This window comes from Chania multitudinisentens RB-25, from assembly GCF_000520015.2.
Taxonomy (GTDB): Bacteria; Pseudomonadota; Gammaproteobacteria; order Enterobacterales; family Enterobacteriaceae; genus Chania; species Chania multitudinisentens.
On the sequence record NZ_CP007044.2, the window covers coordinates 3,811,817 to 3,830,010 of the forward strand.

Here is an 18,194-nt window from a genome sequence, read left to right on the forward strand (position 1 = left end):
TAATCACACGCAGCGCTAACTAATTCGCGCTTCAGGGTTTTCTATTTATGCAACCTTGTTTCATTAAGAGTATTCCCAATGACTGACGTAGCGTAACTCTCTATTGTTATTATCTATTCTGTGTCACCCCTCTAGCTTTCAGGTCGGCAATCAAGCGATGCCATACCTTAAAAATTGCTGTGTGTAGCCTTTGCCCATCACCTAGGATGGGCTCTTTTTATTACCTGTGACCTGGAATTCATCCAGGTGTTTATCGTCAGATGTAAAAAACCGCCACTTCTCAGTGACGGCTTTTAACTTTTTATATCCGTTCGAAAAAAAATTACTTTTTCTGCGACAGGTTCATCCAGGTCTGTACAACGGTATCCGGGTTGAGTGACAAACTGTCGATCCCCTGCTCCATCAGCCACTCGGCAAAGTCTTCATGATCCGATGGCCCCTGCCCACAAATACCCACGTACTTGTCGTGACGTTTGGCGGCCTGAATTGCCAGGGTGAGCAAGGCTTTGACGGCCTCATTACGTTCATCAAACAGCTCGGAAACCACGCCAGAATCACGATCCAGCCCCAACGTTAACTGCGTCATGTCGTTCGAGCCGATAGAAAAGCCGTCGAAATGCTCCAGGAACCGATCGGCCAGCAGCGCATTGGAAGGGATCTCGCACATCATGATCACTTTCAACCCATTCTCACCGCGCTTGAGGCCCTGCCGCGCCAATTCTGCCACCACGGCCTCAGCCTGAGCCACGGTGCGAACAAACGGTACCATAACCTCAACGTTGGTCAGCCCCATGTCATTGCGCACCCGTTTCATCGCCTCACATTCCATGGCAAAGCAATCACGGAAGCTGTCAGAAACGTAGCGGCCAGCCCCACGGAAACCCAGCATCGGGTTTTCTTCGTGCGGCTCATACTTTTCGCCCCCCACCAGATTCGCATATTCGTTGGATTTGAAGTCGGAAAGGCGCACGATCACACGCTTCGGCCAGAATGCCGCCCCCAGCGTTGCGATCCCTTCGGTCAAACGGCCAACGTAAAACTCGACCGGATCATCATAGCCCTGCATCAGCGCACGGATTTCCGTTTGCAATTCAGGTGTCTGCTGATCAAACTCCAGCAAAGCGCGCGGATGCACGCCGATCATGCGGTTAATAATGAATTCCAAGCGAGCCAGACCAACCCCTTCATTCGGCAAACGGGCAAAATCAAAGGCGCGATCCGGGTTACCAACGTTCATCATAATTTTCAGCGGCAGCGTTGGCAGTTCGGTCACCTCCGAGCTTTGCACACTGAACGCCAACATCTCGCTGTAAACAAAGCCGGTATCCCCTTCGGCACAGGATACGGTCACTTTCTGCCCATCCTTCAGCAGGTCAGTCGCATGCCCGCAGCCAACCACCGCCGGAATGCCCAGTTCGCGAGCGATGATTGCCGCATGGCAGGTGCGCCCGCCGCGGTTGGTCACAATCGCAGCGGCTTTTTTCATGATCGGTTCCCAATCTGGGTCAGTCATGTCCGTTACCAGCACATCACCAGGCTGAATGCGATCCATTTCACTGATATCGTGGATCACTTTCACCGGGCCAGCCCCAATACGGTGGCCGATAGCGCGCCCTTCCACCAGCACGCTGCTGTTGCCGTTCAACTGGTAGCGCTCCATCACCTGTTCATTGGAACGCACGGTTTCCGGCCGTGCCTGGACAATCAGCAGCTTGCCGGTATGACCATCTTTTGCCCACTCGATATCCATCGGGCGGCCATAATGCTTTTCAATCAATAAAGCCTGATGCGCCAGGGCTTGTACTTCATCGTCGCTCAAAGAAAAACGATTGCGCTGTGCCTCTGGCACATCTTCAATCCGCACCTGCTTACCGTGATCCTGCGAAGGCGCATACACCATACGGATTTTCTTCGAGCCAAGATTGCGGCGCACAATAGCCGGTTTGCCTTTCAGCAGCGTCGGTTTATGCACATAGAATTCGTCTGGGTTGACCGCCCCCTGTACCACCATTTCACCCAGACCAAACGCAGAGGTAATGAACACCACCTGATCGAAGCCGGATTCAGTATCGATGGTAAACATCACCCCGGATGACGCCAGATCGGAGCGCACCATGCGCTGCACACCCGCAGATAATGCCACTCCACGGTGATCGTACCCTTGGTGTACCCGATAAGAGATTGCCCGGTCATTAAACAGTGAAGCAAACACATGTTTGATCGCGACCATCACGGCATCGATGCCCTGCACGTTGAGGAAGGTTTCCTGCTGGCCAGCAAACGACGCATCTGGCATATCTTCTGCCGTAGCAGAAGAACGCACGGCAAATGACGCTTCGCTTTCGCCTTGCGCCAATTGTTGGTATGCCAGGGTGATTTCACGCTCGAACTCCGCGTGGAAAGGCGTGTCGATCACCCATTGGCGAATTTGCGCACCTGCTTTAGCCAGTTGGGCAACGTCATCAACGTCGGTTTGATCCAATAACTGATAGATGCGCTGGTTGACACCGCTTTGCTCAAGAAAATCGTTAAATGCCTGTGCGGTGGTCGCAAAGCCGTTTGGCACCGCTACGCCTAAATCGGAAAGATTGGTGATCATTTCACCGAGGGAAGCATTTTTACCGCCGACACGGTCAACATCGTGCATACCAAGCTGGTTATACCAAAGCACATTACACAAGTCTGGGCCATTGTTAGACATCGAGACAATCCTTATTACGATCAGTAGGGTCTAAGCGAATTTACTTCGATAAGCTAAATCAGACTAGCACAATGCTCCCTGGAAAATGGAAAGGTGAATCGATCAAGCCAATGAGGAAAATGGTTTTTAAGAGAATAGCGTAAAGCATTAATTTAAATTGAGTTATTGTAAATTCAATTAATTACTTAAAATTCAATAAATTAAATTATTTTCAATAACATTGATAAAATACCCACTCATCCATGCTGGATTTGCCAGAATATCGTCATTAGGCTGCGTAAATTCGTCGCTTATTAAGAAACATTATTTTATAAAAAATAAAATTACGTTTTATTAAGTTAAAGTGTGACTTATTTTCCTGATGATAAAAGTGGTTTTATCCATCAGATTGTCCGTATTATCACAAAACTTTTACTCATCCCTTTACGGTGCAATCATTCACAGATCATGATGTTTCTAGACAGACAAAAATTTTACCCCGTTTTCAGTGAAGGAGTGGCGAGTGGAAAGAAGCGTTTTCTATATTTCAGACGGAACGGCCATTACCGCCGAAGTACTCGGTCATGCGGTGTTGTCACAGTTCCCCATTAAGGCAACTACCTATACCCTGCCATTCGTGGAAACAGAAGCCCGTGCCCGTGGAGTCTGCCAGCAAATCAATGATATTTATCACCAGACCGGGGTTCGCCCACTGGTGTTCTATTCGATTATCTCCCCTGAAGTACGCCAGGTGATCACCCAGAGTGAAGGCTTTTGTCAGGATATCGTGCAAGCACTGGTAGGGCCGCTGCAAGGGGAATTGGGCGTCGAACCCACGCCCATTGCCAACCGTACTCACGGTTTGACAGAAAGCAACCTTGGCAAATATGACGCCCGTATTGCGGCTATTGACTACACCTTGGCGCATGATGACGGTATTTCACTGCGTAACCTCGATCAGGCTCAGGTGATCCTGCTGGGGGTTTCACGCTGTGGCAAAACCCCCACCAGCCTGTATTTGGCTATGCAGTTCGGTATCCGGGCGGCCAACTACCCGTTTACCGCCGACGATATGGATAATTTACAGTTACCTGCGGCGCTAAAACCGTTTCAGCATAAATTGTTTGGCCTGACGATTGACCCGGAACGGTTGGCCGCCATCCGTGAAGAACGGCGGGAAAACAGCCGCTATGCTTCATTGCGCCAATGCCGGATGGAACTGGCAGAAGTGGAAGCGCTGTTCCGCAAAAATCAAATCCGTTATCTCAATACCACCAACTATTCCGTGGAAGAAATCTCCACCAAAATCCTCGACATTCTTGGTATGAGCCGCCGGATGTTTTGAGCACTCAACGCAGGTGGCGGTTGCCTCCTGCGGTCTTTTTGCTGAGTTTGCGTAACAAAGCACAATATCTACGGTTGAATTCAGCGGTTTTTACGTTATTGTGATCGGCATCACTTCCCGGTACTCCTGCCGTAGCGAAGAACCGTTTTAGAGAAAATCATGCACAAAACAGATGAACTGCGGACCGCGCGCATCGACAACCTCGTTACGCCCCAAACGTTAGCGGAAAAGTTGCCGATTTCAGACGCTGTTGCCGATAACGTGACAGCGTCACGGAAACGTATTGAAAACATCCTTCTTGGTGAAGACCGCCGCTTGCTGGTGGTTATTGGCCCCTGCTCCATCCACGATCTGAACGCCGCCACCGATTATGCAGACCGCCTGAATGTCTTGCGTGAACGCTATCAGGATCGCCTGGAAATAGTGATGCGCACCTACTTTGAAAAACCGCGCACCGTCGTCGGTTGGAAGGGGCTGATCTCCGACCCCGATCTGGATGGCAGCTATCAGGTCAATCGCGGCATTGAAATGGCCCGTAAACTGTTGCTGACAGTGAATCAGCTTGGTCTGCCCACCGCCACCGAATTTCTGGATATGGTGATCGGCCAGTATATTGCTGACCTGATCAGTTGGGGGGCTATTGGCGCACGAACCACTGAAAGCCAAGTACACCGCGAAATGGCTTCCGCGCTCTCCTGCCCGGTAGGTTTTAAAAACGGTACCAACGGCAATATCCGCATTGCCATCGACGCGATCCGGGCAGCCCGTGCCAGCCATATGTTCCTGTCGCCAGACAAACACGGCCAGATGACGATTTATCAAACCAGCGGCAATCCCTTCGGCCACATCATTATGCGCGGAGGCAAAACGCCGAATTACCATGCCACTGATGTGGTGGCCGCCTGCGATAGCCTGCGCGAGTTCGATTTGCCGGAACATTTGGTGATCGATTTCAGTCACGGTAACTGCCAGAAAATGCACCGCCGTCAATTAGAAGTGGCGGAGAATATCTGCCAGCAAATCCGCGCGGGTTCAGTAGCCATCACCGGCGTGATGGCGGAAAGTTTCCTGGTGGAAGGCACACAGAAAATCGTGGCTGGCCACCCGCTGACCTATGGTCAGTCGATCACCGATCCTTGCCTGAGCTGGGCTGACAGCGAACAACTGCTGGCCATGTTGGCAGACGCTGTCGATAGCCGTTTTTGATAAATTTAGCCGGGATACTGGCACCCCTCATACCGCTTTTCGGCGGTGGCGTGGTGCCAGATAATTTCCGGCTGATGAGAGCGATTTTGCGGCAAACTCACACGGGCCACGGCCGACATGATTGGAGCTCCTGACATGAATAGCGCATTGTTATCCCACCCCTGCATTACCCTTCAGGGCGAACATAAGACGCTGGCGGACTTCCCCGCGCGAGCTTATCTGGTGGTCAATACTGCCAGCCAATGCGGTTTTACCCCACAGTACCAAGGCTTGGAGCACCTCTGGCAACGCTACCGCGAACGCGGTTTAGCCGTGCTTGCTTTTCCTTGCAATCAATTTGGTCGGCAAGAACCGGGTAATGCAGCGGAAATCGCCGACTTTTGCGCTCTGAATTATGGCGTCAGTTTTCCATTATTCAGCAAAATTGAGGTTAATGGGGTAGATACACACCCACTTTTCAGTGAGTTAAAACGTCGGGCTCCCGGCCTGCTGGGCAGCCAGCGCATCAAGTGGAATTTCACCAAATTTCTTTTTGCCGCCAATGGGGAGCAGATAATGCGTTTTGCCCCGTTTACCAAACCGGAGCAACTATCCAACCACATTGAACTTCTGCTCAGATAATCGCGCTATGAATTGATACTGTTTCGTGTCCTGCTTCAGCAGTGTTATTCATAGCCCTGCGGAGTTTGGCGCTTAACTTGAGCAAGAAATCTCCAAATGCTTCCCCCAATCTGGCGGCAACGCCGCCAGATCGTCATATTGTGAATCATCATCAAACGGCTTCAGCAGAGCCTGATGCAAACGTGCCAGCTTGCTGACATCATCCTGTTCTGCCGCCTCGATGGCTTGCTGTGCCAGATAATTACGCAAAATCAACGCAGGGTTGGCTGCTTTCATGGCTTGTTGGCGCTCCGCATCACTCACCTGTTCTTGCTGCAAACGCTGGCGATATTGCTGATACCAGTTATCAAACATTGCGCGGTCAACAAACTCATCACATAGTGGCGATTGTGCCTGCTGCTGTTCAACATGGCTGAGTAAACGGAAAGTGCGGGTATAGTCCCGCCCTTCCTGCGCCATCAGGCTTAGCAGGGAGGTCAGCAGTTCATTGTCTTGTGCCGATGGGGTGAAAAAACCTAATTTAGCGCGCATCTGTTCACCATAAGCCTGCATCAGTGCTGGCTCATACGCCGCTAGCGCATCCTGCAACTGTTCGGTGCTCATCAGGCCAGTCAGCGTTTGCGCCAGCCGGTGCAGGTTCCATAACCCTATGGCGGGTTGGTTGTCGAAAGCGTAACGGCCCTGATGATCAGAATGGTTACAGATATAACCAGGCTGGTAATCATCAAGAAAGCCATAAGGCCCGAAATCAAGGGTAATACCGAGAATCGACATATTATCGGTATTCATCACTCCGTGCGCAAAACCCACGGTCTGCCAATGGGCAATCAGGCGCGCAGTCCGTTCCACCACATCGGTAAACCACAGTGAGTAACGATCTTTTTCTTCAACCCAGTGCGGCCAATGATGGGCAATCACGAAATCGGCCAGCTGTTTGACCTGTGCCGGTTGTCGAGAATAGTAAAAATGTTCGAAATGACCAAAACGCACATGGCTTTCCGCAACGCGTAACAGCATTGCTCCACGCTCCGGTTGTTCGCGAAATACCGGCTGTTCACTGGTCACGATGGTGAGCGCCCGCGTGGTGGGGATACCCAGATGATAAAGCGCTTCTGAGGCCAGAAACTCTCTAACCACCGAGCGTAGCACCGCCCGCCCATCGCCCATGCGTGAATAAGGCGTTAGCCCAGCTCCTTTCAGATGCCAGTCCATACTGCGGCCATCCGCCAGTTGCTGTTCACCCAATAAAATCCCACGGCCATCACCCAACTGCCCGGCCCAGGCACCAAACTGGTGGCCACTATAAACCTGCGCCAAGGGTTGCATGCCCGGTAACAGTGTTTCCCCCGCCCACACCGCCGTTTTCTCTGCTATAAATTCGCTTTCATCCAGGCCCAATTCAGACGCCAAAGGCTGGCTGTGATACAGCAAACGTGCCCCCTTGAGCGGTGTAGGATGTAATTCAGTGTAAAAACCAGGCAACTGTTGATAATAATCATTTTTAAACTGTGGCATAGGTCCCCATTACCTTTAGGCTATACCCCTTCAGGCCAGGGCCATTCAAACACATTGCTATGCTTAAATAACCTCCAGCGGCGCTCATGCGCCATTAAGGGACATTGCCTAGTGTAAAGACTGAATGCACGGATTAACACCGAGGAATAGCAGGGAGAACCTTGAACCGCATTCCCATCTACGGTGCATACTGTACAAGAGCCATCGCCTAGATGGAGGCCAATCAACTACCGATGCCGCCGAAAATTCTTTAATGATCTACTACGTTGGGCTAAAAAATACTTTATGAACGAAAAAACCACGATAAATAGTAATACCGGAACCATGAGAATAATCATTATATCCATTATTCACCTCACTATATGTGTTAAAAATAATCAGTTATTAATAATCGAACTCTGTAGAGATCCCTCGTAAAGCTCGCAGATTATCCACACTAATACTAGGCCATAAAAATCCTTGTAGCCCTAAAACCCCTACATTTCTCAATTTATTAAAATATTCTTTTCTCTCAATTCCACAAACGATCACCCCTTTACACAGTAGATTGATATTTTTTAGCAATGAATCAATGACTACGTCGTAACCCTGCTGGTTAAACAATTGCCAATAAAAGCGCTTATCTATTTTTACGTAGTCAAACAAACCATCATACAGCGCCGTCAGCGTCGCTTTACCGGAGCCAAAATCATCCAGCCATAGCGAAAAATGCTCGCTCAACTCTCTGACTTTTTGATTATTCTTTCCCGCGGAAAGATTGGGGAATCTCTCGCTGATTTCAAAAACAATAAACGGCCATTGCTGAATACGCTGACGCAGCCCTACGTCGCTAAGTAGCCAATCGACAACGCTTTCGTCGATATTGATGGTTAATAACACATCGTGTTCAATACACCATGACGCTTGCTGTTCGGCTAGCTTCAATTGTTCATAAAATAACTCAATCCTTTGTTCTGGAGATAATAAATTAATCCCAATCTCCATTGGCATTACCAGCTCACCATCCAAACTATTGAAACGGCTCAGAATCTCCAACGCCAGTAGCCTTCCCTCCATGGAGTAAACCGGTTGAAAAACATAGTGACTCATAAAGTCAGCTTCGAATTGAATTTTCATTTTAATGCCAAAGGCTCAATGGTGAACGATTTATCCTATATCAATATATTTTATCATTCAATCACTAAAGCAGCCCTCTTTAGCATGCGGTAAAATATCGATAACCTACTAATTAGTCGATAATTCATGTTTATATTAGAGTAATAACACCTCAATAAACAATGAGATTAACTTAAGATTATCTCCCTATAACTGAGAAATTTTCCGCATAGCTTGGCTTATGGCAGGTGAAATTATCGAAACTCAAATTTGATTTGATTGGAAAAATCCTAAAAAAATAAAAACCAGATAATGATTACGTTCAAGATAGTTTCTTTTATTCATTAGTTATTGTTATATGTTAATATTATTTATCACATGAAGTTTTAAGAAAAATAAACAGAAATCACCTTGATTTATACTCGCAGCACATCTAACACATTTCGGGGAAACCGCTATCACCCTTCCGTCAAGCTGAGATTATCCTGTAAAAAGGGATAGGTTTCCCCATCCCACACTCTTTATAAACCCACTGAAACTACTTCATGGTGGCTATCAACCAATCACGCAACTCGGCAAGCTCGCCAGATTGTTGCGGGTATTGCTGTATCAGACGAGTACCACAGGCCGCTAATGCCTCACTGCGATAGGCGCACCCCACCAGCATTTCAGCTAACGTCTGTAATGGCGCCGGATTGAGGCTATCAGTGAAAATTTGCGCACGAACAATCGTTCCCTTTTCCACATCAAAGAAAATATCTACGCCTCCCCAGCCAAATCGTTCATTCAAAAGATGGCTGAAAGCCGGTGCTTTACCAAAGTTCCATTCCCAACTGCTTTGCTTGTCAAATTGCTTTTCAAAATCAGGGAGATCGGGGAAAACATCAGGTGAAATCACTTCTGGCTGCGCACTTTCACCATAGTGGGCGAAAAATGCCTGAATGATGGCATCAGAGACTTGCTGGTGGCTAATCTCCGGCAAGAACTCCACTAAGTTAGCAACGCGGGATCGAACCGATGTAATACCTTTGGCCTGTAATTTTTTGGGATCGGGGTTGAGATAATCAGCCAAACGGTTGAGATCGGCATTCAGCAGCAAAGTTCCATGATGGAAGCCCCGATCCTGAGTTTCACGATAGGCAGAACCAGAGATTTTGCGGATCCCCTCAGAGGTATCAACCACCAGATCGTTGCGCCCGGAAGCCGTTGCATGAATACCTAATTGCGCCAGCGCCTGCAAAATAATACCGGTTGAAAGGGTTTTATCGTACCCCGGTTTACCTGCCATAAAAGTAAAACAGGTATTACCCAGATCGTGAAACACCGCGCCCCCCCCGCTGCTGCGCCGAGCCAGGCGAATACCATCTTCCTCCATGCGCCGGGTGTTACACTCTTTCCACGGATTCTGTGACTGGCCGATGACCACGGTTTCAGCATTGCGCCACAGGAACAGGATTTTCTGTGTGGTCATTTCGCGGAAAATACACTCTTCAACCGCCAGGTTAAACCAAGGATCGTAAGAGTCAGAAATCAATAAGCGTAAAGAACTCATGGCATCCACCAATAGCAATATGATGGCACCATAATACACCGGTTCAACAGGTTAATAGGTCAGATTCGGCGCGCTTGCCAGTAGACTTTCCGCCAATACACATTATTCAATGAGGAACGGGTCACGCCACGGCTGGTAGATGCGTGGATAAACTCATCGTTGGTATCATAGATACCAACATGCAGACCATTATCACCGCTGCCGGTTTTGAAAAACACTAAATCGCCGGGCAACAGTTCATCACGCGAGACTTTGGTGCCAATGCTGGTTTGCTGTTCCGTGGAGCGGGGCAATTGCAGGTCGAAACGATCGCGAAAAGTGCGGTAAACAAAGCCGGAGCAATCAACACCGTTGCGATCCAAACCACCATAACGATATGGGGTGCCATACCATTGGCGTAGCTGTTCATTCAGTTGGGCAACAACGACAATAGAGTCCGAAAGGCGGCCACTCGGTGGTGGTGCATGGCTGCTGCAACCGGCAAGAATCAAACTGGCTAATAAAAACCACACGCGCATCGCATCGCTTCCTTAATTGCTGAACACATTACCACAGAGCTAGCACAACGTAAGGAGGGCACTGTTTGGCGTTAATTTATCGCTCAAGGAAGGAAAAAGGCAAGCGTTGAGAAGGAGATAATAGAATAAACGCCTATTTTTCCCTTCAGCGGGGCGATTTTGCCGCCACATTATTGTTAATCAGCCAAACGCCAAACAAAATCAACAGGGCTCCTAGTGTTTTCAGCCAGGAAGCCGTTTCATTGAACCAGGGCAGGATCACCGCCGCCAGATAAACCAACGCGTAGCTGATGCTCAATAATGGGTAAGCACGATTCAGCGGCAGACAGCGCAATGCGAAGAACCAGCACAGCATCGACAACGCATATCCCAGTATCCCACTGCTGACCGCCAATAACGCTAACCAATAATAACGTAACAGTTCCAGAGTCACGTTGGTGAATGACAACAATGGGAGCTGCATCATTCCCCATTTCATCAGCAATTGCGCCAGCGTCACCAACAGGATACTGGCGGCTCCCCAAGCGTATCCTTTCATGAATTTAAACTCATCAGCAGAATCCCCAACATAATTGAAAATACGCCGCACCAATGCCGCAACGTGGTGGGTTCCTTAAACAACCAGCGTGCCGCCAACGTTACCAACACAAAATTGAGGCTGAGCATCGGGTAAGCCAGACTGAGCGGCAAACGCTGTAACACGTTGAGCCACACCACCATCCCCAGCCCCAAGAACAAGACCGCCAGCGCCAGCCAGCACAGAGTTACTGGCAAACGCCGCGCTTCCGCCCGCTCCCAGACGTGAGCAGCCTGTTTCTGGCACAGTTGCCCTGCACAGGTCAACAGGCTGACGATCGCCACCAACAAGTACGCCATCATGGTTGCTGTTTGTACCGCAACAGTATCAGCCGATGCATTTCATACACGCTATCCGCAGTGGGAAGATTTTGTGGCACAGACTCATCACGCGAAAGCTGTAACACCAGCGAGACATCACCCTGCTTGCGCGCCTGCGCCAGCCACTGCGGGAAATCCCCCGCGCTAATATAGTGGCTACGCGAATCTTCATAGCTCAAACCATAGGAAACCTCACCCTTTTGGTTAAACATCAGCACATCACTGCGTTTCAGCTCCCAAGCCAAGCCTGCGGCTACCCCCACATCATCGGCCAGAACATAGCGGCTCTGGCTCAACACGGGTATATTTGCCCGTATAAAGTTCTGCGGTTGTTTAGAATCGACCACTTGTTGCGGTATGGCATAACCAATCAACAAACACAGCAATAACGGACAGGCCGCTGCCCAAGCCCAACGTTGTGCATTATTGCGCCCCGAAACCACGGCAAACAGCAACCATCCCCCAAAAGCGGCAATACCAAAAATAATCTTGGCCCATTCATCTTGGGTGAATAAATGCACGTTGGGCAGTAAACCTGCGCCGATCAGCACCAGAGCAACCATCCCTATCACGCCAAACAGGCCATTCAGCAGCGCGTTAACTTTAAATACGCGGGTGCGTAGCAACGCCACACAATCCTCCGCATAGGCGGCCATCAATAACGCCAGCGGAGCCATACACGGCAAGATGTACGTCAACAGCTTACCTTTCGCAATGCTGAAAAAGATCAACGGCATGATGGCCCAACTCAGCAGGAAGAACAGTTCCGGGCGCTGAACGCGTTCACGCCAGCCCTTGAGCAATGAACCAGGCAGCAGTGCCAACCATGGCAACACCGCGGCAATCAGAATGGGAAGGTAATACCAGAATGGCGCTTTATGCTGGGCATTATTTTTATCAGCGAAGCGTTGAATATGCTCCACCCAGAAGAAATAACGCCAGTAATCCGGTTCTCGCTGGGCTATCGCCAGCCCCCATGGCAAGCTCAGTAGCACGGCAACCACCACCGCTATCGGCCCATAAATTAATAGCTCTTTAATTTTGCGCTGCTGGATAACAATTGGGATCACAGCAATCACTGGCACCGCCAAGGCCAGAAATCCTTTGGTCATAAACCCCATGCCACATGCCAACCCTAACAGCACGTAACCACCCAGCTTACCTTTGGTCGTTTGCGCTCGCAGGGCCAGATAATAGCTGGTCATCGCTGCCGTCAACCACAGCGCGATCATCGGATCGAGCACGCTGTAAGTACCCACGCTGAATACCAGGAACATTGACAGGAAGATCAGCACGGCTAAGTAGGCACGATGTGCGTTTTTCCACATCAACCAGGCTAAGGCGAATATTAGCAATGCGCTCAGTGCGGTACTGAATACCGAAGCAAAACGCACGGCAAAGTTGCTGTCACCAAACAGCAACTGACTGATATTATTGAACCAATACCCTGCCACTGGCTTTTCAAAATAACGCAGACCAAGCAGCTTAGGCACTACCCAGTCGCCCTGCGCCAACATTTCACGGCTGATCTCGGCATAGCGGGTTTCATCTGGTTGCCACAGCAAGCGCCCATTCAGTGGCAGCAAATAGGCCAGAACAAAAAAGACAGCCAACACAATGGCCCAGGTTGTTTTCAGCGCTTTCATTAAACGTTTTTTCCTTCAACTTCGGTTTGGCAACCTAACCATCCTTCACGCCCTAGGAATGGGGCACGTTTGATACGGCCTAGCGGCAATGACGCCAGGTCCTGCGGCAATAAGGCACTCAAGGGGCAAAATTCAATACCTTGCTGCTGTGCCTGCTGCAAGAGCGTTTCAAATAGATTAGCTTGAGACATTCCTTCCACTTCGGTGTGAATGGTATATACCGGCACGCCGCGATCATTGCCAATAGCCCGCAGAATATAATCATTGAAATTCACCAGACTGACTTCACCACCAATCACTTCATCGAAGGTGGGCAGTGTCACAGGGATTTGCACTGTTCCTGGTTGACCATTGTTTAACAACGGACGAAAGGGATGTGTGCCACGGCAATCACTGTTGTACTGGAAATCAAAGCCCTGCTTCACTTCAACCACCCGCTGATCGGCACGCCAGCCTGCCACCGCAGAACATGTCACCGGTTGACCGATGCTGGCCGCCAGTGCATCAACACCCTGCTGAATTTGACGCGCCAGCTCTGCTTCCGACCAACGAGCCACATTAGCCTGCCATCCTTGATGATCCCAGGCGTGCAACCCCACTTCATGCCCAGCCTCTACGGTGCACTTCATTAGTGGCCCCAGCGCACGGGAGATATTACGCCCCGGCCAGGCGGTACCTGCCAGCAGAATATCCCAGCCATACAGCGAAGCCGCGTTTGAACGCAGCATTTTCATCAAGAACTGAGGCCGTAAGAGACGCCACAGGTGGCGCCCCATATTGTCCGGCCCTACGCTGAAAAAGAAACTGGCCTGAATACCGTAATTGTCAAACAATTCCAGCAAACGCGGCACTCCTTCACGAGTACCGCTGAAGGTATCTACATCAACTCGCAGACCGACCTTCTTCATGCACCATTACCTTCCTTTACCGTGCTGCGCAGGAAGTAATCCAGCGTATCCGCAACGGTCTGTTGCATAGCAATCGTCGGCTGCCAGCCCAGCAAACGGCGCGCATTCTGGATACTTGGGGTACGGTGCTCAACGTCCTGATACCCTTTACCGTAGTAGCTGCTGCTTTCCACATCTTTGAAACCGGCAAACGGCGGGAAATTGCCACGCAGTGGGTGGTTGTTGAAACTTTCCAGCAGCATTTCGGCCAGTTCACGTATACTCGCTTCGTTGGTCGGGTTACCAATATTGACAATTTGCCCATCGCACTGCCCTTCGCAGTTTTCAATAATGCGATAGAGCGCTTCGATACCGTCATTGATGTCGGTAAAGCAACGTTTCTGTGCCCCGCCGTCTATCAATTTTATTGGTGAACCTTCTACCAGATTCAAGATTAACTGAGTAATGGCACGGGAAGAACCAATACGGGCTGCATCCAGATTATCCAAGCGTGGCCCCATCCAGTTGAATGGGCGGAATAACGTGAACTTCAGCCCCTCCTTCGCGCCATAAGCCCAAATGACGCGATCCAGCAACTGTTTGGACACTGAATAAATCCAACGCTGCTTGTTGATTGGCCCAACGATCAAGCGTGAATGATCTTCATCAAACTCTTTATCATCACACATGCCATAAACTTCTGAGGTGGACGGGAAGATGATGCGTTTGTTGTATTTCACGCAGTCGCGCACAATTTTCAGATTCTCTTCGAAATCCAATTCGAACACTTTCAGCGGATTACGGGTGTACTCAATCGGCGTAGCGATCGCCACCAGCGGCAATACCACGTCACATTTTTTGATGTGATATTCGATCCATTCGGAATGAATGCTGATATCCCCTTCCACAAAGTGGAAACGCGGGTTATCCAGAAAACGGCTGATGGCATCAGAACCGATATCCAGACCATAGATATCATAGCGATCTTCTCGGAGCAGGCGTTCGGTCAAATGATTACCAATAAAACCATTCACTCCCAGGATCAGCACACGGGTTCTGCGCATCATCACCGTATTCGGTTTAGCTGCCAGACGCACATCGGTAACCATGCCCATTTCCAACGCCAAACGCGTTCCCTGCACATACAAACCGGACTCACTTTGGCCCGCCACGATCTCCAACGCACCCTGACCACAGGCAATGATCAGCGGCGACGTACTCAGCACGGTTCCCGGTTGTTTGTCATGCCGGGTGTCCAGCACGCGTGAACGCCATACGATCAGCTTGCGCTGGCCGAGATAGCTGAATGCGCCTGGGTAAGGTTCGGTTACAGCACGCACCAGATTGTTAATCTCACGGGCGGATTTATGCCATAGGATCTCGCCATCGGCGGCTGTGCGGCGGCCAAAATAGCTGGCATCCGCTTCATTTTGGGCGGTAAAGGTAGCGGTGCCCTGTTTCAGCATCGGCAGTTGTTCTTTCAGCAAAATCTGCGCAGCTTCCAGCACTTTTTTATGCAACGTCAGCGCAGTATCGTTTTCTGCGATCGCCACTTTTTGCTGACCAACGATATCCCCTGCATCCGGGCGCTTAACCATTTTGTGCAGCGTGACGCCAGTTTCTGTTTCACCATTCAGCAGTGCCCAGTTAATCGGTGCTCGCCCGCGATAACGTGGCAACAATGAACCATGCAGGTTAAAACCGCCCTGCGGAGCCAATGACAGCACTTCTTCACTCAACATATTGCGATAGTAGAAAGAGAAAATAATATCAGGCTGCAATTCGCGAATACGCTCAACCCACAGCGGGTGATTCACATCTTCCGGTGCATACACCGGCAAATCCCGTTCAGCGCCCTGACGAGCGACGGAAGAGAAGAAGTTGTTTTCACCAGGATCATCAGTATGGGTGAACACCGCCTGCACGTCATAACCCACGTCAATCAATGCTTGCAACCCCGCACAACCAATATCATGGTAAGCAAATACGATAGCTTTCATCATTCTTCTTCCTGAGTATTCCGGGCCTGCGCATTGCCGACCACTTTTTGAACAAAATAACGAGGGCGGGCACGAACATCGTTGTAAATCCGGCCGATATATTCCCCCAGCAGACCCATACCGACAAATTGCGCCCCAATGAAGGTGAAAAGCACGGCAAACAGAGTGAATACTCCACCAGCCGCCCATTCCGGCCCCAAGATCAAACGTAGGGTGATCAACAACACTGCCAAGATAAAACCGGACAACGCAATCACACTGCCAACGACGCTCAACAGGCGTAGCGGCGTGGTCGTCAGGCAAGTGATCAGGTCATACATCAGATTGATCAGCTTCATCAGGCTGTATTTGGAATCGCCAAACTCTCGTTCCGCGTGGCGCACCTCAATTTCTGTGGTACGGCGGGCAAACGTATTCGCCAGAATGGGAATAAAGGTACTGCGCTCATGGCAATGCAACATGGCTTCAATGATATGCCGGCGATAAGCCCGCAGCATGCAACCGTAATCCCCCATCGACTTACCGGTAGCCCGCTGAATCATCATGTTGATCAGGCGTGAGGCCGATTTACGGAACCAGGAATCCTGACGATTAGCACGCACGGTTCCCACGACGTCATACCCTTCTTCCGCCACGCTCACCAAACGAGGAATTTCTTCCGGTGGGTTTTGCAAGTCGGCATCCAGGGTGATCACCAGATCGCCGCTGACCTGATTGAAACCGGCCATAATGGCAGAGTGTTGGCCATAGTTGCGGTTCAGCAACACCGCAATAATGCAACTGCCCGGCTGTTCCGCCGCCACGGTCAGCATCTCGGCAGAATTATCGCTGCTGCCGTCATCAACCAGAATAATTTCATAGGGTTGGGATAATTGTTTACAGGCAGCGGTGGTACGTTCCAGCAAAGCAGGCAAACTTTCCTGCTCATTGAATACCGGGATCACCACCGAAACCTTTTTAATCGGTTCAACGCGAGACACGGGAGAGCTCCACGACAGAAAACAAGGCATTGACCACGCGATCGACATCAGCTTCGGTCATATCAGGGAATAACGGCAACGTGCACAAACGCGCCGAATTCCATTCGGTATTAGGTAACGATAGTTGTGGATAACGCTCACGATAAAATTTTTGCGTATGGGCAGCACGAAAATGCAGGCCGGTGCCAATGCCGACGTCTTTTAAACACTCCATCAGTTGATCTCGCTCGATACCGCAACGTTCTGGGTCAACACGCACCATAAACAGGTGCCATGCATGCTCGTGCGGGTACGCTGGCAGCCCCAACGGTTGGAAAGGTGATGCTTTTAACGCAGCGAGATAACGTTCGGCGAGTTTTTTGCGCCGCGCATTCAATTCCGGCAGACGCGCCAATTGCACTACGGCTATTGCGGCATGAATATCAGAAAGGTTGTATTTGTAACCAGGTTCAACAACTTCAGCCTGCGGTTTACGCCCTTGCAACTGGCGATCAAACGCGTCCACGCTCAGACCATGAAATTTCAGGCAACGAACACGATCGGCCAACGCATCATCGTCGGTGGCAATCAATCCACCTTCAGCACAGGTGAGATTCTTGATCGCGTGAAAAGAGAAAATTGCCGTACCACGCGCACCTACCCACTCACCATTAAAGCGCGTTCCTACCGCATGGGCAGCATCTTCAATCAATGGGATTTGGTGACGTTCGGCCACCTCACGCAGCCCATCCATCGGCAATGGCGCACCAGCATAGTGAACAGGAATAATGGCTTTAGTGCGTGCCGTGATAGCCGCTTCTACACCCGTAGCGCTGACCATCAGCGTGTCGTGGTCAACATCAATCATGACGGGGGTTGCACCGAGCAATTCGATCATGTTGAGCGTAGAAACCCAGGTCTGAGAAGGCGTAATCACCTCATCGCCTGGCCCAATACCCAATGCCATCAATGTAATATGCATACCGGCAGTCGCAGAGCTAACGGCAACAGCGTGTTTACATCCGAAGGTTTTGCAAAACTCACTTTCCAATTGCTGATTCTGTGGCCCGGTGGTGATCCAACCGGAACGCAGTACCTTTTCTACCGCTGCAATTTCTTCATCCCCCATTGCTGGGCGTGAAAAAGGCAGGAATTGATCCATAGCTACAACCCCAAACGTTTCAAATTTTTTAAACCACTGTAAGACTCGTTTGTTCAACAAAGATTAAACATCAGAGAGAATAATTCCAGGTGGATTAACTGCCAATGTACG

The 18,194-nt window shown here is 50.1% G+C and carries 15 protein-coding genes; 3 read left to right on the plus strand and 12 right to left on the minus strand.

Features of this window, described 5'->3' with window-relative positions:
* Nucleotides 1–322: 322 nt before the first annotated feature.
* Nucleotides 323–2,701, minus strand: coding sequence for a phosphoenolpyruvate synthase (gene ppsA, locus Z042_RS16665; RefSeq protein ID WP_024913038.1), 2,379 nt, complete (start codon nt 2,699–2,701; stop codon nt 323–325).
* A gap of 502 nt (nt 2,702–3,203) precedes the next feature.
* Between ppsA and ppsR the strand changes: the two genes are divergently transcribed.
* From ppsR to Z042_RS16680, 3 genes are all read left to right on the plus strand, one after another.
* A complete protein-coding gene (ppsR, locus tag Z042_RS16670; protein ID WP_024913037.1) occupies nt 3,204–4,025 on the plus strand; it encodes a posphoenolpyruvate synthetase regulatory kinase/phosphorylase PpsR in 822 nt (273 codons plus the stop codon).
* 159 nt (nt 4,026–4,184) lie between these two features.
* Nucleotides 4,185–5,231, plus strand: a complete 1,047-nt coding sequence (locus Z042_RS16675; RefSeq protein ID WP_024913036.1) for a 3-deoxy-7-phosphoheptulonate synthase — start codon at nt 4,185–4,187, stop codon at nt 5,229–5,231.
* A 135-nt stretch (nt 5,232–5,366) separates the two neighbouring features.
* Complete coding sequence (locus Z042_RS16680; protein ID WP_024913035.1) at nt 5,367–5,852, plus strand: glutathione peroxidase; 486 nt, start codon at nt 5,367–5,369, stop codon at nt 5,850–5,852.
* Nucleotides 5,853–5,924: 72 nt separating this feature from the next.
* Here the strand turns inward: Z042_RS16680 and Z042_RS16685 are convergent, their stop codons facing one another.
* The 11 genes from Z042_RS16685 to arnB form a co-directional block, all read right to left on the minus strand.
* Nucleotides 5,925–7,367: a protein adenylyltransferase SelO gene (locus Z042_RS16685; RefSeq protein ID WP_024913034.1), complete on the minus strand. Its 1,443-nt coding sequence runs from the start codon at nt 7,365–7,367 to the stop codon at nt 5,925–5,927.
* A 384-nt stretch (nt 7,368–7,751) separates the two neighbouring features.
* Nucleotides 7,752–8,483 carry an EAL domain-containing protein gene (locus Z042_RS16690; protein ID WP_024913033.1) on the minus strand — a complete coding sequence of 244 codons (732 nt, stop codon included), beginning with the start codon at nt 8,481–8,483 and terminating at the stop codon, nt 7,752–7,754.
* A 517-nt stretch (nt 8,484–9,000) separates the two neighbouring features.
* Nucleotides 9,001–10,014, minus strand: a complete 1,014-nt coding sequence (locus tag Z042_RS16695) for a lipoate--protein ligase A (RefSeq protein ID WP_024913032.1) — start codon at nt 10,012–10,014, stop codon at nt 9,001–9,003.
* Between the two features lie 59 nt (nt 10,015–10,073).
* Nucleotides 10,074–10,532: an NlpC/P60 family protein gene (locus tag Z042_RS16700; protein ID WP_024913031.1), complete on the minus strand. Its 459-nt coding sequence runs from the start codon at nt 10,530–10,532 to the stop codon at nt 10,074–10,076.
* 145 nt (nt 10,533–10,677) lie between these two features.
* A complete protein-coding gene (arnF, locus tag Z042_RS16705; RefSeq protein ID WP_024913030.1) occupies nt 10,678–11,070 on the minus strand; it encodes a 4-amino-4-deoxy-L-arabinose-phosphoundecaprenol flippase subunit ArnF in 393 nt (130 codons plus the stop codon).
* Complete coding sequence (gene arnE / locus Z042_RS16710) at nt 11,067–11,411, minus strand: 4-amino-4-deoxy-L-arabinose-phosphoundecaprenol flippase subunit ArnE (RefSeq protein WP_024913029.1); 345 nt, start codon at nt 11,409–11,411, stop codon at nt 11,067–11,069. The genes arnF and arnE overlap by 4 nt, the downstream gene beginning before the upstream one ends.
* Complete coding sequence (gene arnT / locus Z042_RS16715; protein ID WP_024913028.1) at nt 11,408–13,075, minus strand: lipid IV(A) 4-amino-4-deoxy-L-arabinosyltransferase; 1,668 nt, start codon at nt 13,073–13,075, stop codon at nt 11,408–11,410. The genes arnE and arnT overlap by 4 nt, the downstream gene beginning before the upstream one ends.
* Nucleotides 13,075–13,983: a 4-deoxy-4-formamido-L-arabinose-phosphoundecaprenol deformylase gene (gene arnD / locus Z042_RS16720; protein ID WP_024913027.1), complete on the minus strand. Its 909-nt coding sequence runs from the start codon at nt 13,981–13,983 to the stop codon at nt 13,075–13,077. Before arnD ends, arnT begins: the two co-directional genes overlap by 1 nt.
* Nucleotides 13,980–15,962: a bifunctional UDP-4-amino-4-deoxy-L-arabinose formyltransferase/UDP-glucuronic acid oxidase ArnA gene (gene arnA / locus Z042_RS16725; RefSeq protein ID WP_024913026.1), complete on the minus strand. Its 1,983-nt coding sequence runs from the start codon at nt 15,960–15,962 to the stop codon at nt 13,980–13,982. Before arnA ends, arnD begins: the two co-directional genes overlap by 4 nt.
* Entirely contained in the window at nt 15,962–16,942 is a 981-nt protein-coding gene (gene arnC, locus Z042_RS16730; protein ID WP_024913025.1) for an undecaprenyl-phosphate 4-deoxy-4-formamido-L-arabinose transferase, read from the minus strand. Before arnC ends, arnA begins: the two co-directional genes overlap by 1 nt.
* Nucleotides 16,929–18,083 carry a UDP-4-amino-4-deoxy-L-arabinose aminotransferase gene (arnB, locus tag Z042_RS16735; protein WP_024913024.1) on the minus strand — a complete coding sequence of 385 codons (1,155 nt, stop codon included), beginning with the start codon at nt 18,081–18,083 and terminating at the stop codon, nt 16,929–16,931. Before arnB ends, arnC begins: the two co-directional genes overlap by 14 nt.
* Between the last annotated feature and the right edge of the window lie 111 nt (nt 18,084–18,194).